Below are 26,720 nucleotides of genomic sequence, written 5' to 3' on the forward strand. Positions count from 1 at the left end.
GATTTAGATCGCAGGCTCAGTGGCCACTACCGCCTGATCCGGCTGCTGTGCAATTTCAACTGGCAAACCATCTTCAGCCGCGACCACTTCGCGCAGCATTTCCCAATCCAAACGCAGGCCGGCGAACTCATCGTTACTCAGCAGCGCATTGATCACCGCCGTGTGCTTATCGACTACCGAGGTATCATCGGCATCATCCAGAGGGGCATGAGCCTCCAGATAGACCTTGCCGCCGCTGCGGCCAAATTTGTAAGGCTCATTGATGATGCGCACCGGCGTGCCCACAGAAACCATTGATGCCAGCTTCAGCACGTTATGATTAAGCATGCGGAAACAGCCGTGACTGACGCGCATACCGATACCGAACTTCTTGTTCGAGCCGTGAATCAGGTAACCCGGCACCGACAAGCCCAGCTTGTAAGGGCCTAGCGGGTTATCCGGCCCTGGCGGCACATAAGCCGGCAACGGATCACCGTCGGCCGCATGTTCGGCAAGAATCGACTTCGGCGGTGTCCAACCCGGATTCGGCGTCTTGGCGGTAATCCGCGCGTTGGCCACTGGCGAGCTCCAGCCTTCGCGGCCAATACCCAGCGGATAGGTGTGCACCACATTGGCGCCTTTCGGGTAGTAGTACAGACGGTACTCGGCGAGGTTGATCACAATGCCCTCGCGCGGGCCTGGCGGCAGGATATAACGCGTTGGCAAGATGATCTCGCTACCTTCACCCGGCAACCAAGCATCAACGCCCGGGTTGGCGATCACCATTTCCAGGTAGCCCAAATCATTGGCCACACCCAGATCAGCAAAGGTGTCTTCATACTTGGCCTTGATGACCTGCACCTCGCCAACGATATCGTCGCCAGGCGGTGGCAACGGGAGTTCAAGCGCACTGACAGACGTTGCCGCGAAGACAGCGGCAAGTGGCAGGCAGCGGGTGACGGCAAAGGCACGCGACAACATCCGGAAATTCCTGACGAAAATGGTTGGTAATAGTACGTGGCGATTGTACACCGATTGATCAGCAGCCGGGATAGCTCAACACCCTAGCAATGCAGGGCGATCACCGCGTTTCTGCGCCTCGAGCGTCATCCGGCACGCTGGACATAAGCGCTTATCGCGCAGTACAGCCTTGCTCAGATCACGCCACAACGGCTGCGCGGGCAACAAACCGCCGCACAGCGTGCGGTCAGCGAACTGGCCTAATTCAAGCTGCCGCGCTAACAGGTGCACGCGCGCCTCTCGGCAGGCGAACAAATCAAGTTGCTCGTCAGGCTCAATCAGTTGGTAGGCGTGCAAAGACCAGGCAGGGCGCGGCATTGAGGGCTCCAGTGCGGGGGCGCCACATTAGCCGAAAGGCGGCGTACAGAAAAGCCTCTCAGAGCAAAGGTTTTAGGGTTGGCCAGACGTTATCCAGCAGCCTGGGCTGCGCTTCAGCGGTGGGGTGAATGCCGTCGCTCTGCATCAGCCCAGGCACGCCACCGACGCCTTCCAGCACGAATGGCACCAGGGCAGCATCATGTGCCTGCGCCACCTGAGGAAACACAGCTGCGAACGCCGTGGTGTAACGCACACCGTAATTCGGCGGTAACTGCATCCCGAGGATCAGCACCTTGGCCCCGGCCTTTTGTGATTGCTGCACCATGGCCGCAAGGTTTTGTTGCAATTGTGCCGGCGGCTGGCCGCGCAGCCCATCGTTACCACCCAGCTCAATAATCACCAGTTGCGGTTGGTGCTCGTCAAGCAGCGCAGGCAGCCGCGCGGCGCCGCCTGCGCTGGTATCGCCACTGATCGATGCGTTGATCACGCCATGAGCAAAACCCTGCGCCGCCAGGCGCTGCTCAAGCAAGGCCACCCACCCCTGCCGGGTATCCAGGCCAAAAGCCGCGCTGATACTATCGCCGACGACCAGTACGGTACCCGCGAACGCCGCAGGCCCCCATAACAGCAGGCTCAGGGCAATACCGATCAACCACGTACGCATTGGATTCTCCATGAGCTCAAGTATTCTCACCGCGCGAAACCTTAGCAAAGTGGTTCCCAGCACGGAAGGCGAACTCACCATACTCCATGACCTGTCACTGGCGCTTGCTTCAGGCGACAGCCTGGCGATTGTCGGCAGTTCCGGTTCAGGCAAATCTACCTTGCTAGGCCTGCTCGCCGGGCTCGACCTGCCCAGCAGCGGCAGCGTGCTGTTGGCCGGCAATGATCTGGCCGCTCTCGATGAAGACCAGCGCGCCCGCGTGCGCGCCGAGCATGTCGGTTTCGTATTCCAATCCTTCCAGTTGCTCGACAGTTTGAACGCCTTGGAAAACGTCATGCTGCCCTTAGAACTCGAAGGCCATGCCGATGCCCGCCAGCGTGCTCGCACCCTGCTGGAGCGAGTCGGCCTGGGCCAGCGCCTAACCCATTACCCACGTCAACTCTCGGGCGGTGAACAGCAACGCGTGGCGATTGCCCGTGCCTTTGCCGCCGAACCGGCGGTGCTGTTTGCCGACGAACCCACCGGCAACCTCGACAGCCACACGGGCGAGCGAATCAGCGATCTTTTGTTTGAGCTGAACAAGGAGCGCGGTGCGACCCTGGTACTGGTCACCCATGACGAACGCCTGGCCCACCGCTGCCAACGCCTGATCCGTCTTGAAGGCGGCCATTTGGTCGACCACGTGGAACCCTGATGAACCATCTGCCGTTTAGCCGCCTGCTGTCGCTGGCCAGCCGCCAGTTGCTGCGCGATGCACGCTCCGGCGAGTTGCGCGTGCTGTTCTTTGCCTTGCTGATCGCGGTAGCCGCCAGCACCGCTATTGGTTATTTCAGCGCCCGCCTTAACGACGGCATGCTGCTGCGGGCTACCGAGTTTCTCGCCGCTGACCTGCGCCTGACCGGCAGCTCACCCAGCGCCCCCGAGCAAATCAGCCGGGGCAAGCAGCTGGGGCTGGAGCACGCCCAGTTAGTGGAGTTTTCCAGCGTGGTGGCCAGCGACGCCGGCATTCAGCTGGCCAGCGTTAAGGCGGCGGATAGTGTTTATCCATTACGCGGCGAATTGAAGAGTGCCGCCGCGCTGTATGACACCGAGGAAACCGGCCCCGGCCCGCAACCCGGTGAAGCCTGGGCCGAAGCCCGCTTGTTTGTCGCGCTCAACCTCAAACCCGGAGACAGCATTGAAGTCGGTGCGAAAACCCTGCGCCTGACCCGCGTGCTGACTTTTCTGCCGGACGAGGCCGGGGACTTCTACAGCCTGACGCCGCATCTATTGATGCACCTAGATGACCTGGCCGCTACTGGCGTGGTACAGCCGGGTAGCCGCGTGCGCTATCAGGAGCTGTGGCGTGGCGACAGCACTGCATTGACCCAGTATCGCCAGAGCGTCACCCCGACACTTGCGCCCAACCAGCGCCTGGAGGATGCCAAAGATAGCAATCGTCAGGTCGGCAACGCCCTGGGCCGCGCCGAGCGCTACCTCAATCTCGCCAGCCTCGCTGCGGTGTTACTGGCTGGGGTGGCCGTGGCCTTATCGGCGGCACGTTTTGCCGCCCGGCGTTTTGATGCCAGCGCGCTGCTGCGCTGCCTGGGCCTGTCACGCCAGCAGGCTTTAGGCTTGTTTAGCCTGCAACTGGCGCTGCTGGGGGTGAGCGCCAGCCTGGTTGGCGCCCTGCTCGGCTGGCTGGCGCAACAGGCGCTGTTCGCCGTCTTGCAAGATCTGCTGCCTGCACAGATTCCTGACGGCAGCCTGTGGCCAGCGCTAGCCGGCATGGCCACCGGGCTGGTCGCCCTCGCTGGCTTCGCCTTGCCGCCTTTGGCGGCGCTGGGCCGTGTGCCGCCGCTGCGGGTGCTGCGCCGCGACTTACTGCCGGTGCCGGCCAGCTCCTGGCTGGTGTATGGCGCAGCCTTACTGGCCCTGGGCCTGATCATGTGGCGTTTGAGCCTCGACCTGCAATTGACCTTTGCCCTGCTCGGCGGCGGCCTGGTAACCGCCGCATTACTGGGCGGTTTGCTGCTGCTCGGCCTGCAGAGCCTGCGCCGCCTGCTGGCGAGCGCCTCATTGCCGTGGCGACTGGGGCTGGGCCAATTACTGCGCAACCCACTCGCCGCCGCTGGGCAGTCACTGGCCTTCGGCCTGATCATTCTCGCCATGGCGCTGATCGCCCTGCTGCGCGGCGAGTTGCTCGACACCTGGCAGGACCAACTGCCGGAACAGGCGCCCAATCACTTTGCCCTGAACATTCTGCCAGCGGATAAAGAGGCCTTCAGTGCGCGCCTAAACGAACTGTCGCCGCTGCCTGCTTCGTTGTTTCCGGTGGTGCCAGGTCGCCTGGTGATGATCAACGGTGAGCCGGTACGGCAGCTTGTCAGCAAGGAGTCCCAAGGCGAGCGCGCCATTCGCCGCGACCTGAGCCTGACCTGGGCCGCCGATTTGCCAGCAGACAACACCCTAATCGCCGGCAGCTGGTGGAGTGAGGCCAACGCCAGCGAGTTACCCGGCGTATCAGTGGAATCCAAACTGGCGCAAAGCCTGCAGCTAAAACTCGGCGACCGTCTGAGTTTCAGCGTCGGCGGCCTCAACCGCGATGCCGTGGTCAGTAGCCTGCGTGAAGTCGACTGGAACAACTTCCAGCCCAATTTCTACATGATCTTCCAACCCGGCACCTTGCAGGATCTTCCGGTTACCTACCTGACCAGCTTCTACCTGCCGCCGCAGCATGAGCAGCAACTGGTCGAGTTGTCGCGCGCCTTCCCTACTGTCACCTTGCTGCAGGTCGAAGCACTCCTCGCGCAGCTGCGCAGCATCCTTGCCCAGGTCACCCTGGCGATTGAGTTCGTCCTGCTATTCGTCCTGGCCGCTGGCCTCGCCGTGCTGTTCGCCGGGTTGCAAGCCACGCTGGATGAACGCATCCGCCAGGGCGCTCTGCTGCGCGCTCTGGGCGCCGAGCGCAAACTACTGATCAAGGCACGCCGCGCCGAATTCGGCCTGCTTGGCGCGGCAAGCGGCCTGCTGGCCGCGCTGGGTTGTGAGCTGATCAGCTTGCTGCTCTACCGCTTCGCCTTTGACCTCAGCTGGCAACCGCACCCCTGGCTGCTCCTACTGCCATTGATCGGTGCATTGCTGGTCGGCGGTGCCGGGATTCTCGGCACACGACGGGCACTTAATGTCAGCCCGCTGACGGTGCTGCGCGAGGGCTGATAGACTCGCGCATCATTTTCCTAAGCCGTCTGAGAGCCTGCTTTTAACGCAGCAGGCCGACGCGCAGCAGACGTTAAACAGGTTTTTATGAGTCGCTACCGCCCACCCCGCTCCGCCGGCACCCCCTTGATCACCCCCGAGGGCGAGGCGCGCATGCGTGCCGAGTTGCATGAGCTCTGGCACGTGCGTCGCCCGCAAGTCACCCAATCAGTCAGCGAAGCCGCCGCTCAAGGTGATCGCTCGGAGAACGCCGAGTACACCTATGGCAAGAAGATGCTGCGTGAGATCGACAGCCGCGTCCGTTTTTTAACCAAACGCCTGGAAAGCCTCAAGGTCGTCAGCGCGCGCCCCAGCGACCCGGACAAGGTCTACTTCGGTGCCTGGGTGACCGTAGAAGATGAAGACGGCGTCGAGGCGCGTTACCGCATCATCGGCCCGGACGAGCTGGACCTAAAGAACAACCTGATCAGCATCGATTCGCCCCTGGCCCGCGCCTTGATCGGCAAAAGCCTGGACGCCGAAGTGCGCGTCCACACGCCCACCGGCGAGAAGACGTGGTACATCGTCGCCATCGACTACCCATAATCGAGCTGAGCATGCCCCTTACCCCTGATACGCAAAACCAGCAAGCTGGCCTTGAGTGGGATGAACAGGGCCAGCCCCTGTCCAGGCAATTCGCCGATGTGTACTTCTCCAACGAGAATGGCCTGGCCGAAAGCCGCTATGTGTTTCTCGCCAACAACCAGTTAGCGGAGCGCTTCGCTGCACTGACCGCGGACGAGCATCTGGTGATAGGCGAAACCGGGTTTGGCACCGGGCTGAATTTTCTCTGCGCCTGGCAGCTATTTGCACAGCAGGCGGTAACAGGCGCGCGCCTGCACTTCGTCAGCGTGGAAAAATACCCGTTAAACCAGGCTGAGCTGCAACGCGCACTGGCCTTATGGCCGGAGCTTGCGCCCTATTCAGAGCAGTTATTGGCACAGTACGTAGCCCTGCACCCAGGCTTTCAACGCCTGGTATTTGCCGGCGGGCGTATCGTCCTTACCCTGCTGATTGGCGATGCGCTGGAGTTGCTGGGGCAGCTGGATGCCAAGGTCGATGCCTGGTTTCTCGATGGTTTCGCCCCGGCGAAAAACCCGGACATGTGGACCCCGGAGCTGTTTACCGAGCTGGCCAGGTTATCCACCACCCGCACCACCCTGGGCACCTTTACCAGCACCGGCTATGTACGCCGCCGCCTGAACGATGCCGGTTTTAAGATGAAACGCGTGCCGGGCCTGGGGAAAAAATGGGAAGTACTCAAAGGCGCATTTGTCGGCAACGCTGCGCCGGCTGAAAAGCCCTGGTTTGCCCGCCCGCCGCAAACTGTCGGCACCCGCCACGCCTTAGTGGTTGGTGCCGGCCTGGCCGGTTGTGCCACCGCGGCGAGCCTGGCCCAGCGCGGCTGGCAGGTGACCCTACTGGAGCGCCATAACGCCATCGCCCAGGAAGCTTCGGGCAACCCTCAAGGCGTGCTTTACCTCAAACTTTCGGCCCATCACACCACGCTGTCGCGGCTGATCGTCAGCGGTTATGGACATACGCGCAGGCTATTGGAGCGCCTGCCAAAAGGCACGGCCTGGGATAACTGTGGCGTACTGCAGCTGGCCTTCGATGCAAAAGAAGCGCAGCGCCAAGCGCAACTCGCCGACGCTTTTCCGGCAGACCTGCTGGTTGCACTGGATAACGCCAGTGCTGAGGCAAAGGCTGGCATTGCCTTGCCGGCAGGCGGTCTGTTCTACCCCGAGGCGGGCTGGGTTAATCCGCCAGCGTTGTGTGAGCTACTCAGTCAACAGCCAAATATCCGCGTGCAACTGCACCAAGAAGCCCTGCAACTGCGCCGCGAGGGTGGTCACTGGCACGCCTGGAATGGCGAGCACCTGCTGGCCAGCGCGAGCGTGGTGGTCTTGGCCGGTGCCGCCGGCATCAAAGATTTCAGCCAGAGCGCACACCTGCCGCTGAAACGAATCCGCGGACAGATCAGCTGCCTCCCGGCCACCGTAGCCAGCCGCGCCCTCAGCACGGTGGTGTGCGCCGAAGGCTACGTCGCTCCAGCACGCTTGAATGAACACACGTTAGGCGCCAGTTTCGATTTCAGCAGTGACGACTTGTCGCTGAACAGCGCCGATAACGCGAGCAATCTGCAGCTATTGGAAGAAATCTCCCCACAGCTGGCTAATACGCTTAACACCGCCACGCTGGACCCCGAGCAACTGCAGGGGCGCGCTGCATTCCGCTGTACCAGCCCGGATTACCTACCGATTGTCGGCCCTTTAGCCGATGAGAAAGCCTTTGCCGAGTCTTATGCCGTACTCAGCAAAAACGCCCGCCAGGTGCCGGACACGCCCTGCCCGTGGTTGGATGGCCTGTACATCAACAGCGGCCACGGCTCACGCGGGCTGATTACCGCGCCGCTTTCAGGAGAGTTGATTGCTGCCTGGCTCAACGACGAGCCGCTACCCGTACCCAGCGATGTGGCACAGGCTTGCCACCCCAACCGCTTCGCTTTACGCGCACTGATCCGCAACAAACCCTAAAGCCCGTGCGCCTGCGGGCAGGCGCACAACAACATCAGCCTCGCAGGCTGAGGCGCCAGGCGCGGTGGATTTTCGTGTTGCGAGCGAAGTCCGGATCAAGGGTCGACTCGCTGATTTCTTCAACCTGATAACGCGCCGCCAGGCTCTCATCGAGCACGAACTTGCGGAAGTTGTTGGAGAAATACAGCACGCCGTCTTTAGTCAGACGGGCCATGGCCAAGTCGAGCAACTGCACATGGTCACGCTGGATGTCGAAGATGCCTTCCATGCGCTTGGAGTTGGAGAAGGTTGGCGGGTCGATAAAGATCAGCTCGTACTCGCCACGATCCTCAGCCAGCCAGGTCATCACATCACCCTGCTCCAGCTTGTTCTTATCCGAATAGCCATTGAGCGACAGGTTGCGGCGTGCCCAATCTAGGTAAGTCTTCGACAGGTCAACGCTGGTGGTGGTGCGTGCGCCGCCCTTGGCCGCATGCACAGTCGCCGTGGCGGTGTAGCAGAACAGGTTGAGGAAGCGCTTGCCGGCGGCCTCTTTCTGAATGCGCAAGCGCAGCGGACGGTGATCGAGGAACAGCCCGGTATCCAGGTAGTCGGTAAGGTTGACCAGCAGCTTTACGCCGCCCTCGTTGACTTCCATAAACTGGCCTTGCGTGGCCTGGCGCTGGTACTGCTTGGTACCGCTCTGCCGTTCGCGGCGCTTGAGCACCACCTTGCTCTTGTCGACGCCCAGCGCTTGCGGAATCGCGGCGATGGCGTCAAACATGCGCGATTTGGCTTTCTCAGGATCAATTGACTTGGGTGCAGCATATTCCTGCACATGCACCCAATCACCATACAGATCCACCGCCATGGAATATTCCGGCATGTCGGCGTCATACAGGCGGTAGCACTGCACACCCTCACGACGCGCCCACTTACCCAGCTGTTTCAGGTTCTTTTGCAGGCGATTGGCGAACATCTGCCCGCCTTCGCTCAAGCGTGCCTGCTCGATAACAGGCGCTGGGGCCGGTTTAATCGGGTTGCCATTCTTGTTGTACTGACGCTCTTGCGGTTCAAGTGGAGCCTTGTCGGCTTCGACCTGCTCACGCTCGCGTTCACGCTGCTCAGGGGTACGGCGCTCGCCGGTGACAAACTGCTCAGGCTGCACCTTGATCAGCAATAGCTTGCACGGCAGTGCACCGTTCCAGAAGGCGTACTGCTTGTGGCTGCGGATGCCCATGCGCTTGCCCAGGTCCGGCGCGCCGGTAAACACCGCAGCCTCCCAGCCCATGCAGGCCTGACGCAGGCGCTCGCCGAGGTTCTGGTAGAGATACAGCAGGCTGGCTTCGTCACCCAAACGCTCGCCGTACGGCGGGTTACAGATCACCAAACCTTTCTGGCTCTGATCCGGGCGCGGCTCAAACGTTGCCACTTCGCCCTGGTAGACCTTGATCCAGTGGCTCAACCCCGCACGATCAATGTTATTGCGCGCCGGTTGAATCAGCCGTGGATCGGCCTCGTAACCGCGAATCCACAGCGGCGGCTTGGCCATACCGATTTCGGCGCGTTGCTGGGCTTCGGCTTGGAGCTTCTTCCACAAGGCGGGTACATGCCCCAGCCATTTGCTGAAGCCCCACTGCTCGCGGGTCAGGTTCGGCGCTACATCAGCGGCGATCATCGCCGCTTCCACCAAGAAGGTGCCGACACCGCACATGGGGTCGGCCAGTGCGCCGCCTTCGGCGGCAATGCGCGGCCAGCCGGCACGGATCAGCACCGCTGCCGCGAGGTTTTCCTTGAGTGGCGCAGCACCCTGCTGCAGGCGATAACCACGCTGGTGCAGGCTATGGCCGGAGAGATCAAGCGAGAGAATCGCCTCGCCGCGATCCAGACGCAGGTGCACGCGCATGTCCGGGTTGATTTTATCAACCGAGGGGCGAGTGCCGTCCTTCAGGCGCAGCTTGTCGACAATACCGTCCTTGACCTTCAAGGCGCCGAAGTGCGTGTTATCAATACCCGAACCGTTACCACTGAACTCCACGGCCAAGCTGCCGCTGGGTTCCAAGTGCTCGAACCAATCGACCTCCAGCACCCCTTCGTAGAGGCTCTGAGCGTCTTGTACGCTGTAGCGCTTAAGCACCAACAGCACACGGTTGGCCAAACGCGACCACAGGCACAGGCGGTAGGCCGTCTCCATGTCAGCCATGCCACGAATGGCCGACGTGTGCTCACGCGCCTCTTCAAGACCGAGGCTGCTGGCTTCTTCGAGCAGCAAGCCTTCGAGGCCCTTGGGGCAGGTGAGAAAGAGTTCGTAACGTTCCGACATGGGGTATTTCCAGTGCCTAAGGCAATCAACGGGGTGCCGCAAAATCAGCACACCTAAAATAAGTGACAAAGCGTCTCAGCACGACACTTCGTCGGAATAAACAACAGTCTCAATCGCATTCCATTCGCGATAGTAAAACACCAGTATCTCCAGCGGTAACGCCCACAGCATAGGCGTTACCGCGTTAAAGCAGGACGTCTGGCACCGTCCTTATGGCCTGACCCTCAAAAAGGTTACGGCCTTATGACGAAACGATCATTCACAGCTACCCGCGCATTGGTTAGAAATCACCTCAGGCCATCACTGCAACGGTGCTTGGCAAGGAGGCTCGCGACGCCGGCAGCGGACTCCGTAAGGCAGATCATTTCTGCCTGACCTTGCGACAAGGTCTAAGGGACATAACAGTCAACATTGAGGGCTTCACCCTATGAGAAGACTTAAGCGTGATCCGTTAGAAAGAGCTTTTTTGCGCGGTTATCAGTACGGCATCAGTGGTAAATCCCGCGAGCTCTGCCCCTTCACTCTCGCCTCTGTCCGCCAAGCCTGGTTGAACGGCTGGCGCGAAGGCCGCGGCGACAATTGGGACGGCATGACCGGCACCGCCGGTATCCATCGACTTAACGAACTTCACGCTGTCGGCTGATTCAGGAACCTACCGACTTACCAAGCACGCTCCATCCGAGCGGCGGGCGCGAGCCCACGGGCTCCCTTAGGGAGCCCTTTTTATACCGACGCTTTTTGCGGCAACGCGGCTATAGCATCGACCGCCTCGCGAATCAACGCAGGTCCCTTGTAGATAAAACCAGAGTAAATCTGCACCAAGCTGGCACCTGCAGCGATTTTCTCAGCCGCATGCTTACCTTCGGTAATACCGCCAACCGCAATGATCGGCAAACGGCCTTTTAACTCACCCGCCAGCACCTGAACAATGTGGGTGCTCTTGTCTCGCACCGGTGCCCCTGACAGGCCGCCTGCCTCATCGGCACACTCCAGGCCATGCACGCCTTCGCGACTCAAGGTGGTGTTGGTGGCAATCACCGCGTCCATCCCTGCTTCAACCAGCGCACTGGCGACCTCGATGGTTTCTTCGTCACTCATGTCCGGAGCAATTTTGATCGCCAGCGGGACATGCTTGCCATGCAGAGCAGCCAGGTCTTCCTGACGCTTACGCAGGGCTTCGAGTAATTGCTTGAGCGAATCACCAAACTGCAGGCTGCGCAGCCCTGGGGTATTGGGCGAACTGACGTTCACCGTTACATAGCTGGCGTGTTGATAGACCTTGTCCAGGCACAGCAGATAATCATCCACTGCATTCTCAACTGGGGTATCGAAGTTCTTGCCAATATTGATGCCCAGCACGCTCTTGTATTTAGCGGCCTGCACGCGAGCCAGCAAGTGATCAACACCGTGGTTGTTAAAGCCCATGCGATTGATGATCGCCTCGGCCTCAGGCAAGCGGAACAACCGCGGCTTGGGGTTACCCGGCTGCGGACGCGGCGTCACGGTGCCAATCTCGACAAAGCCAAAGCCCAGCTGAGCGAAACCATCAATAGCGTCGCCATTCTTGTCCAACCCGGCAGCCAAACCGACCGGGTTGGCAAACTCCAAGCCCATCACCTTGATCGGCAACGAGGCCGGGCTCTTGGTCAGTAAACTGTTAAGCCCCAGACGACCGCCAGCACCGATCAAGTCGATGGACAGTTCATGGGAGGCTTCAGGGGAAAGTTTGAACAGCAGCTCGCGGGCCAGGGTATACATGGGCAGGCTTAGCTCGATAAAGTTACAAAGGCCGCGATTATAGCTGGCTGCGTACCTGATAGGCGAGGCGCATGGCAGTATCAGCCCAATCGGCGCAAGCTCAGTAGCTCACCGGTCGCGCTGAATTCAAGCTCGAAGGAACCATAAATGCCGTTATGGGTCAGAAATGCCCGGAAATGGTGAGCTGGCACACTGACACTCCTACCGTCACGACTTTGCACTAATATGCGACTGGCACGTCCTTGATAGACCACACGCATGCGCTCGGCCGATAACGCAATATCAAACACCAGACTGGGCATGGAGGCACCTTTGCAACTGACTGCAGCTATCTTGCCATACGCCGCGCCGCGGCCCTTTGAAAAGCCTGTCGCAACGGACGATAAAGCCGGTGCAGCGCTCGGTACGCTCTGCCACACTGACACTGGTGATTTCGGAGTTTGTACTTGGCCATGAGTCTGTCTGAGCAGCCTTCCACCCTCAGTGCACGCCTCGCTACCTTGGCGCAACGGCTAGGTCTTATCCGCCGCGGGCAACGCCAAATACTTGAGCGTGCCAGCCAGCTACGCCTGCCCTTCAGCCCTATGCCGCAAGTGCGTGACAGTATCTACTGGCAAGACGGGCCGCAGTTAGAACGCCTGATCGACTTGCCACGCAGCGCACTCTCCGGCCCGGTTCAGGAAGACAAGGCACAAGCTCATGCCATGTTGGTACGTGTCATTGATACGCAACAACAGCAACTGACATCGCTCGACCTACGCCTGATCGACGGACTGTCTACCTGCAACCCCGAACAGGCTAACCACACCAGCTTTGAGGCCTTCGCTGCCAGCGAGCCCTGTCGCCAGGTCCGCATCATCAGCTACAAAGACTTCGTTAAATCTATTAGCCAGGCCTTACCGCGCTTTCTCGCAGGTGAACGCATCAACCTGCGCCAAGCCAGCTGGCGCGGTGAGCGCGTGTTCTGGGCAGGCGAGCAGCATAGCGAGGCTTTTGCCTGCGCTATTGCCTATGCCCGCAGGCGCGAACTGGAGGTCAATTTACCTGCAGAACTCAGCCATTACCGCCTAAGCGAGCAGGGCCTCAATGACTTGCAGCAGCACTACCATGTATTAGCCATGCCCAATGTGGCCTGGAGTGACCCCGCGTTTATGGCCTTACTGCTGGACAATGGCTTGCCCTATGCGCGCTTGGCACTGCTTGGCGGCCCCAACGCTGCGGAGTTCCTCCTACTACCCAAACACTCCAGCGAAGCCAATGCATTGGGTGAAGGGTTACGTCTGGCAGGAGCGCCGGATGTGGTGGCCTATTTAAAGCAGCTGCGTAATCACAGCTAATTGACAGAGCGATAGCTGCTTGTGCGGATAACAAAAGCCCGCGCTGCATAGAGCGGGCTTTTTAACCATTGATACAAGAGCCTATCAGGCGGCTAATGTGCCATTGCCCAGCATGTCATCAATGATGCTGGCAGTAGACAGCGAACCACCAACCGACAGATCGACACCTTGCAGTGTGATTGTCTGATCGGGCCCCGTGCTTCCAAGATTACCTGTACTGGAAACTTCAATCAGTGTATTGCCACCGGCAAAGCTCATATCGATATAGGAGCCCAGCAAGTTACCGGATGATGGAGCACCACTAAAGTCCAGCAGATCGGAAAGATCGAGCACATCCCTATCACCAACGGCCTGGCCAAAGTCCAAAACCACATCATGCCCGGTATCACCAGATGCCCAGATGAACGTGTCATTGCCAGCACCGCCAGTCAGCGTGTCGTCTCCAAGACCACCAATCAAGAAGTCATCACCCAGGCCACCTATTAGGGTATCGGAGCCATTACCGCCTTCGAGGCGATCCGAACCTGCTCCACCATCCAACATATGCCCGCTATCGCCTGCAATCAGCACGTCACTGCCATCAGTTCCAACGAGATCGCCAGGTCCGGTTATGACATTCGGCGCAACATAGGCAGCCCCCCCAACCTTGACCACCAAGTTTGCAGTAGCAGTATCACCGTCAGGCTGAGTCAGCATATAGCCGAACATATCCTCCTTACCGATGTTGCCCATGTCTGCATCTGGGGTATAGGTGTAAGAGCCATCGGGGTTGATCAGCAGATCACCATAGGCACCGGCGATCGACATACCAACGCCCACAGCGACATAGCTAAATCCATCCCAGACACTTAACGCAGCGCCTTCTGCCCCCTTGCCATCCACCGCGCCCCACGGGTCGCTGCTGGCCATATAGTTGTTGGGGTCTGTCAGCACATTGCCGCTTACTGCAGTTGCGTGAGTGACCAGAGTAGCCGCCGCCAGGGTATTGAGGATGATGTTATCGATCCGTACCTCTGCGGATTTATCACCACCACCGCTGGTGTTGTCCGTAAGCGTATAACGCAGACGGTAGGTACCTGCGGCTATGGCTGCGGTCGTAATGGTGGTATCAGCAGTGACATTGCCACTTTGAACAGCTGAGCCTCCACTGTTAAGCAATTGCCAGAGGAAGGTATCACCTGTTTGGAACTGAGTACTGCCACTTGTATCAATGTCGATATCGAAACTAACGGTGTTAGTAGAACCGCCGTTCACGGTGAAGGTTGGGCTCAAGATGACACTCGCCGAACCACCATTAGCATCAACCATAACCAGCTCATTGCTTGACACAACAGTCGACGTAGCGCCCGTCATTTGCCACTGGCTACTAGTCGGACTACTGCTGACCACATTGTCGCCGCTACCGGAGTTATCGAATACCCATTGAGCTCCCTTAGGGTTTCCCGAGTTAGTGCTCGAGAAGTTAGCTAACACTGTGTGTGTCAATGCCCCTGGCACCGAGGTTTGATAGACCACGCCCTGATTGAAGTTGTCATAGGCAACTACTTCACTGCTGTCCGTAACTGTGATGTGCAGGGCTGCACTGCCCATGTCGCCATCGCCATCCTGGATGGTGTAGATAAAGTCCTCGGTCAGGTCATCCGCCACATCGGCAGCCTGGCTGTACTTGTACGCACCAGTCGCAAAGTTGACGGTGAAAGTGCCGCCCTGTGCAGTGGTAAACATAAGTTCATGGGTGCCGACGTTGTATCCAGCCGACGAGGCGTTATACACCACGCCATTGTGTTCGATAGAAACAATGGGTGTATCACCCGGGCCATCGGCACCAAAGCCGCCCAGCAAGCCCTCAGTGATCACATTACCTGTGAGCTCCGGCACGGTGACGGTGCCCGACAAGGTGGCAGCCAGCTGGCTCAGATCAGTGACGACAATTCCGTTCATTTCCGAACCGGCACCGATGCCGTTATAAGCCACCGGATCGAGCGGGCCTTGCACCGCGCCACTACCCATACCCAAGGCAAAGGATTTGATCTCGTTGTTGTTAAGGAAGGTTTCCCATGCTGCCTCCTCCGTGCCGTTGATACCGTTAGCTCCCGACCCACTCACGCCAGGCCAGGTACTGGAGGTAGTCGGTGCACCGTCAGACAAGAAGTAAGAGAGATTTTGCCCTCCGACAATTTTACCTGAAGAAGCAAAAGCCGTTTGTGCCTGTAACAAAGCGGCATCGTAGTTGGTCAGACCACTACCATAGGTATCGGTTAGGCCAGTGATCACCGTTATAGCCTGCGCGGCAGTGAGCCAAACCTCCCCAGAGCCGCTGAGATTAGAGCTGGCGCTGGCATTGAAAGCGACTAGGCGCACCATCACATCACCCAGATTGTCGTAATCATTGATCAATTGATTGATCGCAGACTTGGCCAACGCCAACTTGGTCGAGAAGCCTGACACGTTGGGGGTGCTATCCATGCTTCCGGATACATCGAGGATGATCATCAGATTGGTGTCGGCTCCAGTACCCTCCACCATTGACTTGTTGATGTCTTGCGGCTGAGCCGGCGAATCATCGTCCACCGAGATGCTCAGGCTACCATTGGCTGTGGAGCCGTCGGAATCCTCCATGCTGTAGCCGAAGAGGAAGTTGAGGTTGTCCTCGTCACTACCACTGAGTGGCGCAGGATGATCCAGCGGCTTGTGCAGCTCAAACTCATAGTCACCTGTAGTGATGTCGGTCACTTTAAGGGTGAATACATCCACTAGACCCGCTTTCGCCGTCAGCGTCAGGCCATCAGGGCTTACGCTGTAGGTCAGGGCAGAGCCTTCGGATGAAATACTGGGAAGGCCAGAGGTGCTCCAGGCGAAACTACCGACCCCATCGGAACCGAAGCTGTAGCCAAGATTACCGGTAACCAGGGTTGCCTCACCGGCAGCGTCATTGGGCCCACCAGCTATGCCATTGCTGAGCCCGTCCTCGTCCACCGCATTGGCAGCCTGTCCACCAACCGGCACACCGTTGTCATTCAATATCACCGAGAAGCTGGCTGTGGAGGCATCGCCATCACTGTCAACGATGCTATAGGTGAAGGTCTCAACCAAGTTCTGGCCGGCTGCAACGTTAGTCACGGCGTTGCTGTAGAGCAGGTTACCGGAGCCATCTACGCTGACACTCCCGCCCAAGCTACCGACCGAGAAGCTGACACCACCACCGATGGGAGCACCGTCGGTGCCGTAGCTATCGTTAGCCAATATGCCGGCCAGGGTGCCAACCACCACGTTGCTGGAGTATTCCGGCACACTGGCCAGGTTGCCATCATCCAGTGCGGTCGGCCCATCATCCTGGATTTTGAACACATTCCGGCCCAGGTTAAGCGAAGCTGAATCGCTGTCGCCGTCGGCGTCAGTCACCGTCTGCACCAGCTTCAACGAATCCGCACGGGGCAGCCTCAAGGTTTCGCTGTCGTCATGGTTGCCGGTGTTGGCATGCCAGATGTTGTTCAGCTGGGTAAAGGTCACCTGCCCCGTATTGCTATTCACCGTGATGGTGAAATAGTTCGTAGTGCCCACCGAACCGGTGATGGTGTCACCCGACTGGTTGAGCAAAATCTGCGCGCCCTGGCCGATGCCGTCAACGTCATTGATGGTGTCCAACGGATCAAGTGTATACAGCCCGGAGCCGACATTAGAACCCGCCAGCAGCAGCTTGTAGCTGACACTGCCCGGGCCATCGGTTCCAAAGTCCGGAACGGCGAAGTTGTCGGCAAAGTTAGCCGTCACGCTGGCCCGCCCTCCAGGCAGGTTGCCGCCCGAGCTGTCAGAACCCAATGGGCGGGTTTCATCCAGTACCAAGGTATCCAGCTGAGCATGTGGGTCAAGCGATGCATCAGGGCCATCGTCCTGGATTTTGAACACATTCCGGCCCAGGTTAAGCGAAGCTGAATCGCTGTCGCCGTCGGCGTCAGTCACCGTCTGCACCAGCTTCAACGAATCCGCACGGGGCAGCCTCAAGGTTTCGCTGTCGTCATGGTTGCCGGTGTTGGCATGCCAGATGTTGTTCAGCTGGGTAAAGGTCACCTGCCCCGTATTGCTATTCACCGTGATGGTGAAATAGTTCGTAGTGCCCACCGAACCGGTGATGGTGTCACCCGACTGGTTGAGCAAAATCTGCGCGCCCTGGCCGATGCCGTCAACGTCATTGATGGTGTCCAACGGATCAAGTGTATACAGCCCGGAGCCGACATTAGAACCCGCCAGCAGCAGCTTGTAGCTGACACTGCCCGGGCCATCGGTTCCAAAGTCCGGAACGGCGAAGTTGTCGGCAAAGTTAGCCGTCACGCTGGCCCGCCCTCCAGGCAGGTTGCCGCCCGAGCTGTCAGAACCCAATGGGCGGGTTTCATCCAGTACCAAGGTATCCAGCTGAGCATGTGGGTCAAGCGATGCATCAGGGCCATCGTCCTGGATTTTGAACACATTCCGGCCCAGGTTAAGCGAAGCTGAATCGCTGTCGCCGTCGGCGTCAGTCACCGTCTGCACCAGCTTCAACGAATCCGCACGGGGCAGCCTCAAGGTTTCGCTGTCGTCATGGTTGCCGGTGTTGGCATGCCAGATGTTGTTCAGCTGGGTAAAGGTCACCTGCCCCGTATTGCTATTCACCGTGATGGTGAAATAGTTCGTAGTGCCCACCGAACCGGTGATGGTGTCACCCGACTGGTTGAGCAAAATCTGCGCGCCCTGGCCGATGCCGTCAACGTCATCGATGGTGTCCAACGGATCAAGTGCATACAGCCCGGAGCCGACATTAGAGCCCACCAGCAGCAGCTTGTAGCTGACACTGCCCGGGCCATCGGCGCCGAATCCTGGGACTGCGAAATTGTCGGCAAAGTTAGCCGTCACGCTGGCCCGCCCTCCAGGCAGGTTGCCGCCCGAGCTGTCAGAACCCAATGGGCGGGTTTCATCCAGTACTAGCCTATCTAGATGAGCTTGGTCATTCAGACCAGCAACCGGCACGTCGTCTTGAACATCAATGACAAAACTGCCTACTGCAAAGCCGCCAGCAACCGGGTCACCATCACCATCAGTCGCCGTCAAGACGCCCGAGAAATCGAGCATCATGCCACTACTGCTCAGCAGCTCGTTATCATCGCCATCTGCTACTGGATGATCCAGCGGCCCCATCAGGGTGAAGGTGTAGCTGCCATCAGCCCCTACCTGCAGGCTGAAGACGTCGTAGCCACCTGTCGGCGTGCCCTCGACATAACCGACCAATACACCACCGTCCATGCGGTACTGTAGCGTTTCACCACCGGAACTCAGCCCTTGGTTAGTCAGCGAAGCCAAGGCATCGGTGTCCGAAGCTACATTGATCAGACTGAATGCTCCCGGGCCATCGGCACCAAAGTTGACCAGCGCACTCAATGCTCCGGCACCACCACTGGCGACCAACGTCTGACCACTCTCTTCGTTACCACCATGAGGGCTGTTCAGCTTATCCTCATGAACCAGCGGCATGGTCCAGGTGGCTTGAATATTGACGTCGTTGTAGTCGAAATCACCACCACCGATCAGGTCTTCCCAGTTCTGATTACCGATATCGGCGTTGTCCTGCACATGATCCAGGCTATCGTCGTTAAGGCTGGCATTATCAAACAATACCGCCACGCCAACGCCACTTAACGGTGTGCCATTAAGGTGGGCAACCCAGCTACCACTACCATCTTGGGTAAAGGTCAGGGCTGCGCCATTCGCGAAGCCTGAAACGCCGCTGTTGACAGCAGAGCCGTCAGGAATGATGAAAAAACCCACCGAAGCTGGATTTAACCCAACCAGCGTGACTGTATCGCCCACTGCCTGTGCTTTCACATTGCTCCAGATCACCTCACCGCTCACCGGATTGCCACTGCCATCCTTGATGTAGTAGCCATAGGTGCTGCTATAGCCAGCATCGCTGCCTTGATAGGTGACTGACAGGGTCTGATTCGTAAGGCCGCTGGCAATAGGACCGTCATCCTCGAAGCGGAATACACCAGCAGCGCCCAGATCGATCGAGGCGCTGGCGGTGTCGCCGTCACCATCGGTCAGAGTCTGTACCAGCTTCAGAATCCCGGCACCGAGCTGCAGGCTCTGCGCATCGTCGTGATCGCCGGTGTTGCCGTGCCAGATGTTGTCGAACAGGTCCAGAGTCACCTTGCCGTTAGCCGGATCGATGGTCAGGGTGAAGTAGATGTCGCCACCCACTTTGCCGCTTACCACATTGTCCAACTGGCTCAGCTGAATTTCCGCCCCTTTACCATTTGGCTGGCTGCTGTCGACTTTAAATAAGCCACTGCCGACACCCAGCCCTGCACCGGTATTCAGCGCTAGGCTGTACGCCGTGCTGCCGCCATCAGCGCCCAGGGCGCTGTTGAACTGCGCCTGCACAATGCTGGCGGCCAAGACCGCTTGTGCCTCGCCATCACCATAAGCGCCGTTCAAGCCCGGCAGGCTTTCGTCCACCGCCACCTCGCCGAAGCCTTCAGTCTCGCTATTCACGGCAGTCACTGGGCCGTCGTCATATACCACCACGTTAAGCAATACGGTCGGCGAAACATCGCCGTCGTTATCGAACACCCGCACCGGGAAGCTCTCGCCCACTTGGTCTGCAGCACCTGTGGCATTGGGATTAGAGTGGCTCAAGGTGTTAGAAGTTAGGGTGTAGACCCAGTTGCCCGCCGCGTCGAAAACCAAGGTACCGTACGCACCAATGACAGTTCCGCCGCCCTGCACGTTAACCCACACCCCATTGGCGCCTTGCACTTCAAGTGCAGAAACACCGTCAGGGGAGTTTATGACCAGGCTACCGTAAGTGAACTCGCCATTGCTGGCAGGATTGGTGCCGCCCCCCAGTGCAGCCTCATCAACTACGGCAGGGCCAGCCAGCACACCCGGTACACTGCCCTCGCCATTGGGTGGGCCATCGAAATAGATGATTTCAATTTCCGGGGAAAAATCTATTGCTACCGCTACAGGAGGTGCTACCCCAGCTTCTGGATCAGGAAATTCCGGCCCACTACTCAAGCCTTCGGTGGGAAAACCAATAATCGGTTCGAGTGCGCCAGCGGTCTCACCCAACAGTACAAACGAGTGACCGCCACCCGCTGAGCCTGGCCCTCCTGCCGCGCCAGGACCTGCTGCGGTTGCTTCGCCTTCAAGAGTGGGGTCAACGCCAGCCTCAATCGCCGCTTGCAGTTTTTCCACATCCGTCAGGTCGCTAGCACTGGGGCCATCCACAGGCACTTGCGCACGTGGTGCTTGTTGCTCAGAGCCACCTGCGAGCATCTGCTCATTAAGGTTCAGGCTGCTTTCACGCCCGAGGGTAAGTAACTGCCCATTGCGCATAGCAACTGAGATAGCGCCAGCGACGCCAGTAACGATTTGCTCCCCCGCAAAAACCCGATCGCCTTCACTAAGTGCTCGACGCGTTCCGTCGCCAGCTACTGCATAGACTTCGCCGATAACTTGGCTGACGACACCAATCAAAGTAGCCATGAGTCCATCCTCACTACAACTGCCGACCACCGTCGACACGTATGTCAAAAGGGCCAAGAGGCATTTGAGGGAAGAGCAAAAACAGCTGGTTGATAATTACGGCGCCTTTCCTACAAACAATAACGACAGAAAAATGCCACCCTAAATCACGCCGCCGATCGAACCAGAAAATCCCGCCCCTGAATGCATCAGACCATCTACTTTAGCCGCATACACCTCTGAAAGGCACAAAATACGCGACTTATGAATATAAACAGTGGGCTGTTTTACGCAGACTGCATAAGATTTTTTCCTTATAGACCTTGTAACGTTTTTATCTTAGCTATGCTGAAAAGTGTTCTTAGCTTGGTTATTACGGAGCAAGAGCGATCCTAAGAGCTAAAAAGCCATTTTTTTGGCGACAGTATGTAGAACTCAAAAGGAGATGTATCAGATGCGCGCACTCAACCCTTTATGGAGCAGCATCGTGCTGGCAGCAGTGTGTAGTCAGGCACAAGGCATCACCTTGTCGGAGGCGATCCAGAGCACATTGGATAACCACCCTGAGGTCCATGCTGGGGCCAATAATCGCCTTTCATCGGAGGAAGAACTCAAAATTGCTAAAGGCGGTTACCTGCCAACCGTCGATCTGCTGATGGGCTACGGGCGGCAAAATACCGACAGCCCCAGCACTCGTGCACTGGGTAACCACAACAGCGAAACCCTGAACTACGGCACCTCCGAGCTGCGTCTTCGGCAGATGATTTTTGATGGTTTCAACACACCCAACGAAGTGGAGCGCACCAAGGCCGTCGTGAACTCGCGGGCCTATCGCCTACTGGGCACCTCTGAGAGCCTGGCGTTGCGTACCGTTGAGGTGTACTTGGATTTGCTCATGCGCCGCGAAATGGTTGCCCTTGCCCGCAACAACCTACAGGCTCACCAACGGATTAATGATCAAATCGGCTTGCGCAGCGAACAAGGCATTGGCAGTGCAGCTGATTTCGACCAATCCGAAGCCCGCTTGGCTCTCGCAGAAAATAACTTTTACACAGAGCAAGTGAATCTAGCCGATGCGGAAGCCAACTTCTTCAGTGCTGTTGGCCGTATGCCGAATGAATTGAGCTCTCCCGCCTCACTGAAAGGCTCATTGCCAAAAACACTCGCCGAAGCTCGGCAGGCGGTCGAGGGCAACAACCCCTTTCTGAAATCAGCACAGGCCGATGTGCAAGCCGCCGAAAAACAATATGAGGTTGCCAAGTCGACGTTTTACCCACGAGTGGACCTTGAACTGGCCACCAATGCCGACAACAACACACAAGGCGATCAAGGCCATAACAATGGTTGGCGCGCAGCAGTAGTGATGAACTACAACCTGTTCAATGGCATGCGCGACAAAGCGCGCTTGCAATCGACTGCCTATCAAATCAATGAGTCGATGGACATCCGCAACAATGCGCTGCGCGTACTCAATGAGAACCTCACACTGGCCTGGAATGCCATGGAGAACGCCCGCATACAAACCCCCAAAGCACGTGACTACGCAGAATACACAGCGAAGGTTCGCGAGGCCTATCAACAACAGTTTGGTCTCGGACAGCGCACTCTGCTCGACCTGCTGGACAGTGAAAACGAGCTGTTTAGCGCTAACCGACGTTACAGCGAAGTTCGCTTTAGCGAAGAGTTCTCCATGTACCGGGTATCCGCCGCGATGGGCGACTTGTTGCGCCAGCAGCAAGTCGTAGTACCAGCAGAAGCTGTAGCCCTCAGCGAAGTGAAGAGCGAGGCTCGTCTGCCGGCAATGAAGTAGAACGGCCATAAGGAGTAGTAACCTTTGACCAGCATGGAGCGGCCAGAGTCATCCGGCGATCCACGTCTAAACCACGATGATCCCCTGCTAGATGGCTTATTGATTCTTTGCAAGCTCCACGGCTGCTCAGCCAGCCGTGGCAGTTTGAGTGCAGGTCTGCCGCTGCCAGAACAACGCCTGACCGCGGAACTGTTACCCCGCGCTGCGGCGCGGGCTGGTTTGCAAGGACGCTTGCTGCATCGCGATCTGGCCAGTATCTCAGCCCTCAACCTGCCAATACTGTTGCTGTTGAAAAACGGCCGCAGCTCTGTCTTGCGCCAATGGGGGCCAAAAAATCAGGCGCAAATACTGCCCTGCGAAGCCGACGGTGGCGAGCAGTGGGTCAGTCGTGAGCAATTAGCCACCGAGTACAGCGGGCAAGCCTTCTTTGCCCGTCCACGCCATGAACTCGAAGAAACCCGTTCGCCCCTCATTCCACGTATAGAAGCCTGGTTTCGCGACACGCTGAAACTGTCACGCTGGCTTTATACCGACGCAATCCTTGCCAGCCTGCTGATCAACCTGCTCGGTTTAATGGTGCCGCTGTTTGTCATGCAGACCTATGACCGCGTAGTGCCTAACCAGGCCACCTCGACACTCTGGGTGCTGGCCATCGGTTTATTTATCGGCATGGGCTTCGAGTTGCTGCTGAAAATTCTGCGCGCACATTTACTTGATACCGCAGGCAAGAAAACTGATGTGGTGTTGTCGGCCACACTGTTCGAGCGCATCACCGGTATGTCGATGACCGCCCGCCCGGCTACGATCGGCGGTTTTGCCCAAAGCATTCATGACTTTCAGGGCTTACGTGAGTTTCTCACGGCGGTCACCCTCACCAGTTTGATTGATCTGCCCTTCTCGTTTCTGATGATTGCGGTGATCTGGCTGATCGGCGGCTGGTTGGTGGTCATCCCCTTGCTCGCATTCCCGATCACTGCCCTCTTCGCCTTCATTGTCCAGGCCCGCTTGCGCGACACGGTGGAAAAGAGCCTGCAACTGGCGTCACAGCGTCAAGCGCTGCTAATCGAAACCCTCGGCGGTTTGGAAACCCTGAAAGCTTGCGGCGCAGAGAGCGAACGCCAGCATCAGTGGGAAAAAACTCACGGTGCACTCACCCGCCTGGATATCCACGCACGCTCATTGGCCGCAATCGCGACCAACGGCACGCTGTTTCTGCAGCAGTTCGCTGGCATGGCCACCATCGTGGCTGGGGTCTACATCATCATCGCCGGCCAACTCAGCGTCGGTGCTCTTGTGGCTTGCTACATGCTGGGCAGCCGCATTCTCGCACCACTTGGGCAGATTGCCGGGCTGATCACCCGCTACCAGCAGGCACGCCTGACCATGACCAGCACCGATGCATTGATGGCGTTGCCACAAGAACGCCAAGCCAAGCAGCGCCCACTGGAGCGCACGCAACTGCACGGCGCACTGGATGTACGAGATGTCACCTTCAGCTATCCCGGCCAAAGCAACCCGGCGCTTGCAGGAATAAGCCTGCGTATGACCGCCGGAGAGCGCATCGGCATCATTGGCCGCAGTGGCTCAGGCAAGAGCACGCTGGCGCGTTTGCTGATGGCGTTTTACAGCCCTGACAAAGGCCAGATCCTGCTGGATAACCTCGACTTGCGTCAGCTAGACGTGGCCGACTTGCGCCATCAGATTGGTTACGTCGCCCATGATCTTCCGCTACTGGCTGGCAGCCTGCGCGATAACCTGACGCTGGGCGCACGTTATGTCAGCGATGCACGCATGCTCGAAGTAGCCGAACTAACCGGTGTCGTCGACCTCGCCCGGCAGCACCCACAAGGTTTCGACCGACCTGTGGGCGAACGCGGCCAACTGCTGTCGGGCGGTCAACGCCAGGCGGTTCTACTGGCGCGCGCGCTGTTACTTGAGCCGCCTATTCTGCTGCTCGATGAGCCCACCAGCGCGATGGATAACACCAGTGAGGAAATCCTGCGCAATCGCCTGCAAACCTGGGCACAAGGTAAAACTATGCTGTTAATCACACACCGCGCATCCATGCTCAGTTTGGTAGACCGCCTGGTGGTGCTGGACAACGGCCATATTGTTGCAGACGGCCCTAAAGAAGCGGTCATCGAAGCGCTACGCAAAGGTCGAGTTGGCCCCGCAGCGGTATAGGAGCGCTCATGCAAATGAACCATTCGATCAGCCAATACTTCGCCAGCATGCGCCAGCACAAGCAGGACACCGAGTTTATGCCTGAAGTCGACGGGGCCATTCTCGAAGACTCGCCCTGGTTCACTCGCATCACTGTGTGGGTGGTCGGCGCATGCTTAATAGCAGCGCTGGTCTGGGCCAATTTTGCCGTGCTGGAAGAAGTCACCACAGGCGAAGGCAAAGCCATACCTTCAAGCAAAATCCAGGTCATCCAGAATCTAGAAGGTGGCATCGTCAGCGAGATATTTGTTCGTGAAGGTCAGATCGTCGAACAAGGAGCCGTATTGCTGCGCCTGGATGACACACGCTACCTCTCCAATCGCGGGGAAGCTGAAGCTGATCGCCTAGCCCTGGTGGCGCGAGTCGAACGCTTGAGCGCTGAAGCTGAAGGCCGCCCGATAAGCATGCCGGAAGAAATCTTACGCCTTGCCCCGCAATTGGCTGAAGACGAACTGTCGGTTTATCAATCTCGACAAAACCGTCTACAAAGTGAGCAACGCACATTAAGTGAACAACTGCGGCAAAAAACCCAAGAGCTGGCCGAGTTTCGCGCCAAGTCTCAGCAATACCGCTCCAGCGTGGGCCTGCTGCAGCAGGAGCTAAATATGTCGCAGCCCCTGGTTGCAGCCGGGGCAATCGCCAAAGTGGAAATTCTGCGTTTACGCCGCAGCCTAGTAGAAGTACGCGGTTCTCTGAACGCCACTAACTTGGCCATACCCAGAGCCGAATCGGCGATGGATGAAATCAAGAGCAAGATTGAAGAGTCTGAGCTGAGTTTTCGCTCTGACGCCTTCAAGGAGCTCAATGAAATTCGTACGGAGCTGCAGAAAATCACCGCCAGTAGCGTGGCGATTGATGATCGTGTCAGCCGTACGACCGTTGTTTCACCTGTACGCGGGATCATCAACCAACTCAAGGTCAATACCATTGGTGGCGTGGTGCAGCCTGGCAGCGACATGCTGGAAATCGTCCCCTTGGATGACAGCTTACTGATCGAGGCCAAGGTACGGCCGCAGGATGTCGCCTTTCTCCACCCGGGGCAGAAGGCCATGGTCAAATTCACCGCCTACGACTACACCATTTATGGCGGGCTCAAGGCTAACCTCGAGCTGATCAGCGCCGACACCATTACTGATAAGGAAGGCAACAGCTTCTACCTGATCCAAGTGCGCACCGAGAAGAGTCATTTAGGCAGCGACAAGCACCCGCTGCTGATCATCCCCGGCATGGTCGCCAGCGTGGACATTATTACCGGCGAGAAAAGCGTTCTCGACTACCTGCTCAAGCCAGTACTCAAGGCACGCTCAGAAGCCATGCGCGAACGCTAAACCGCACTGTAGCGGGCCAGCACATCGCTCACGATGACGCATCCGACTTGCCATGGTTACGTTGGTAGGTCTGCTCCCCCATCGCTTCAATCTGCCCTTCAATCAACACCTCAAAGGGTTTGAGCAGCGCATCGAAACAGGCAGGTGCCTCGACTGTATTCAGCGCGCTAACAATCGCCTCGATGGTTGATAAAGCGCCTGGCATCGGCGCTTTGCGCAGGCGATAGCGCGACTGCAACCCTTCTGGCAGCACGACTCTGGGCAAGCTGGTCAATAGTGGGTTCAGGTGCAGGAGCTTGCGCGCCTTGCGCCAGGTGCCGTCTGGCACCACCAACAGCAGCGGCAACTCAGCGAGTGGTTCCGCGAGCTGCCTCAAGGGTTGCGCTTGATCACCGGGGAACAGCAGGCATGCGCGATAACCAGGCTGTTGTAACACTGTTGAAAGCGACTCGAACACTTCACCAATCAGCAACTCGGCATTGCTCAAGCCAAGCGCAGCCAAACGAGCAGTATTCAGCGCATGCTTGACCTCGCTCGGGTGCTGCAGGATCAACACCCGAGTGCGACTCGGCAAGTTCGGGATCAGCGCACACAAACAGCGCTCGGTTGGACGGGTACAACGTGGGCATTGCGCGCGCGACATGGCTTTCTCCTCAGCCGCGCAGTTTGCCATAACCCATAGAAAATCGGCCCGCCTCACATACAGAGGT

General features: G+C 58.3%; 17 protein-coding genes. 9 read left to right on the plus strand and 8 right to left on the minus strand.

The genetic code is table 11. The features are described 5' to 3' along the window. Positions 1-3: 3 nt before the first annotated feature. The 3 genes from Q0V31_RS17345 to Q0V31_RS17355 all read right to left on the minus strand — a co-directional run bounded on the left by Q0V31_RS17345 (position 4) and on the right by Q0V31_RS17355 (position 1,981). Complete coding sequence (locus Q0V31_RS17345; protein ID WP_298189808.1) at positions 4-960, minus strand: L,D-transpeptidase family protein; 957 nt, start codon at positions 958-960, stop codon at positions 4-6. Positions 961-1,035: 75 nt separating this feature from the next. Continuing rightward, positions 1,036-1,317 carry a hypothetical protein gene (locus Q0V31_RS17350; RefSeq protein ID WP_298189810.1) on the minus strand — a complete coding sequence of 94 codons (282 nt, stop codon included), beginning with the start codon at positions 1,315-1,317 and terminating at the stop codon, positions 1,036-1,038. A 58-nt stretch (positions 1,318-1,375) separates the two neighbouring features. Beyond that, on the minus strand, positions 1,376-1,981 hold the full coding sequence (locus Q0V31_RS17355; RefSeq protein WP_298189814.1) for an arylesterase: 606 nt from the start codon (positions 1,979-1,981) through the stop codon (positions 1,376-1,378). A 10-nt stretch (positions 1,982-1,991) separates the two neighbouring features. Here Q0V31_RS17355 and Q0V31_RS17360 point away from each other — a divergent pair, with 10 nt between their 5' ends. The 4 genes from Q0V31_RS17360 (at position 1,992) to mnmC (ending at position 7,755) form a co-directional block, all read left to right on the plus strand. Continuing rightward, positions 1,992-2,675 carry an ABC transporter ATP-binding protein gene (locus Q0V31_RS17360; RefSeq protein ID WP_298189816.1) on the plus strand — a complete coding sequence of 228 codons (684 nt, stop codon included), beginning with the start codon at positions 1,992-1,994 and terminating at the stop codon, positions 2,673-2,675. Next, a complete protein-coding gene (locus tag Q0V31_RS17365; RefSeq protein WP_298189818.1) occupies positions 2,675-5,179 on the plus strand; it encodes an ABC transporter permease in 2,505 nt (834 codons plus the stop codon). Before Q0V31_RS17360 ends, Q0V31_RS17365 begins: the two co-directional genes overlap by 1 nt. 87 nt (positions 5,180-5,266) lie before the next feature. Then, on the plus strand, positions 5,267-5,764 hold the full coding sequence (gene greB / locus Q0V31_RS17370) for a transcription elongation factor GreB (RefSeq protein ID WP_298189822.1): 498 nt from the start codon (positions 5,267-5,269) through the stop codon (positions 5,762-5,764). Between the two features lie 11 nt (positions 5,765-5,775). Continuing rightward, a complete protein-coding gene (gene mnmC / locus Q0V31_RS17375; protein ID WP_298189824.1) occupies positions 5,776-7,755 on the plus strand; it encodes a bifunctional tRNA (5-methylaminomethyl-2-thiouridine)(34)-methyltransferase MnmD/FAD-dependent 5-carboxymethylaminomethyl-2-thiouridine(34) oxidoreductase MnmC in 1,980 nt (659 codons plus the stop codon). A gap of 34 nt (positions 7,756-7,789) precedes the next feature. Here the strand turns inward: mnmC and rlmKL are convergent, their stop codons facing one another. Continuing rightward, entirely contained in the window at positions 7,790-10,057 is a 2,268-nt protein-coding gene (gene rlmKL / locus Q0V31_RS17380) for a bifunctional 23S rRNA (guanine(2069)-N(7))-methyltransferase RlmK/23S rRNA (guanine(2445)-N(2))-methyltransferase RlmL (RefSeq protein ID WP_298189827.1), read from the minus strand. 427 nt (positions 10,058-10,484) lie between these two features. Here rlmKL and rmf point away from each other — a divergent pair, with 427 nt between their 5' ends. Further along, complete coding sequence (rmf, locus tag Q0V31_RS17385; RefSeq protein WP_298189830.1) at positions 10,485-10,700, plus strand: ribosome modulation factor; 216 nt, start codon at positions 10,485-10,487, stop codon at positions 10,698-10,700. A gap of 80 nt (positions 10,701-10,780) precedes the next feature. Here rmf and Q0V31_RS17390 read toward each other — a convergent pair whose 3' ends face one another. Further along, positions 10,781-11,815, minus strand: coding sequence for a quinone-dependent dihydroorotate dehydrogenase (locus Q0V31_RS17390; protein ID WP_298189832.1), 1,035 nt, complete (start codon positions 11,813-11,815; stop codon positions 10,781-10,783). Positions 11,816-11,895: 80 nt separating this feature from the next. Continuing rightward, positions 11,896-12,117 (minus strand): DUF2835 domain-containing protein, encoded by a 222-nt coding sequence (locus Q0V31_RS17395; protein ID WP_298189836.1) that lies wholly within the window; start codon positions 12,115-12,117, stop codon positions 11,896-11,898. Between the two features lie 150 nt (positions 12,118-12,267). Here Q0V31_RS17395 and Q0V31_RS17400 point away from each other — a divergent pair, with 150 nt between their 5' ends. Continuing rightward, entirely contained in the window at positions 12,268-13,152 is an 885-nt protein-coding gene (locus tag Q0V31_RS17400; protein ID WP_298189840.1) for a DUF6685 family protein, read from the plus strand. An 84-nt stretch (positions 13,153-13,236) separates the two neighbouring features. Here Q0V31_RS17400 and Q0V31_RS17405 read toward each other — a convergent pair whose 3' ends face one another. Next, a complete protein-coding gene (locus tag Q0V31_RS17405; protein WP_298189843.1) occupies positions 13,237-20,670 on the minus strand; it encodes a retention module-containing protein in 7,434 nt (2,477 codons plus the stop codon). A 433-nt stretch (positions 20,671-21,103) separates the two neighbouring features. Between Q0V31_RS17405 and Q0V31_RS17410 the strand changes: the two genes are divergently transcribed. From Q0V31_RS17410 to Q0V31_RS17420, 3 genes are read left to right on the plus strand one after another with little or no spacing between them, the layout of a single operon-like run. Continuing rightward, positions 21,104-22,459, plus strand: a complete 1,356-nt coding sequence (locus Q0V31_RS17410) for a TolC family outer membrane protein (protein ID WP_298189845.1) — start codon at positions 21,104-21,106, stop codon at positions 22,457-22,459. A gap of 24 nt (positions 22,460-22,483) precedes the next feature. Then, positions 22,484-24,643 (plus strand): type I secretion system permease/ATPase, encoded by a 2,160-nt coding sequence (locus Q0V31_RS17415; RefSeq protein WP_298189847.1) that lies wholly within the window; start codon positions 22,484-22,486, stop codon positions 24,641-24,643. 14 nt (positions 24,644-24,657) lie between these two features. Continuing rightward, positions 24,658-26,010: an HlyD family type I secretion periplasmic adaptor subunit gene (locus Q0V31_RS17420; protein WP_298191124.1), complete on the plus strand. Its 1,353-nt coding sequence runs from the start codon at positions 24,658-24,660 to the stop codon at positions 26,008-26,010. Between the two features lie 28 nt (positions 26,011-26,038). Here the strand turns inward: Q0V31_RS17420 and Q0V31_RS17425 are convergent, their stop codons facing one another. Beyond that, entirely contained in the window at positions 26,039-26,653 is a 615-nt protein-coding gene (locus tag Q0V31_RS17425) for a DTW domain-containing protein (protein ID WP_298189851.1), read from the minus strand. Positions 26,654-26,720 lie beyond the last annotated feature (67 nt).

It is taken from the genome of uncultured Pseudomonas sp. (genome assembly GCF_943846705.1).
GTDB lineage: Bacteria > Pseudomonadota > Gammaproteobacteria > Pseudomonadales > Pseudomonadaceae > Aquipseudomonas.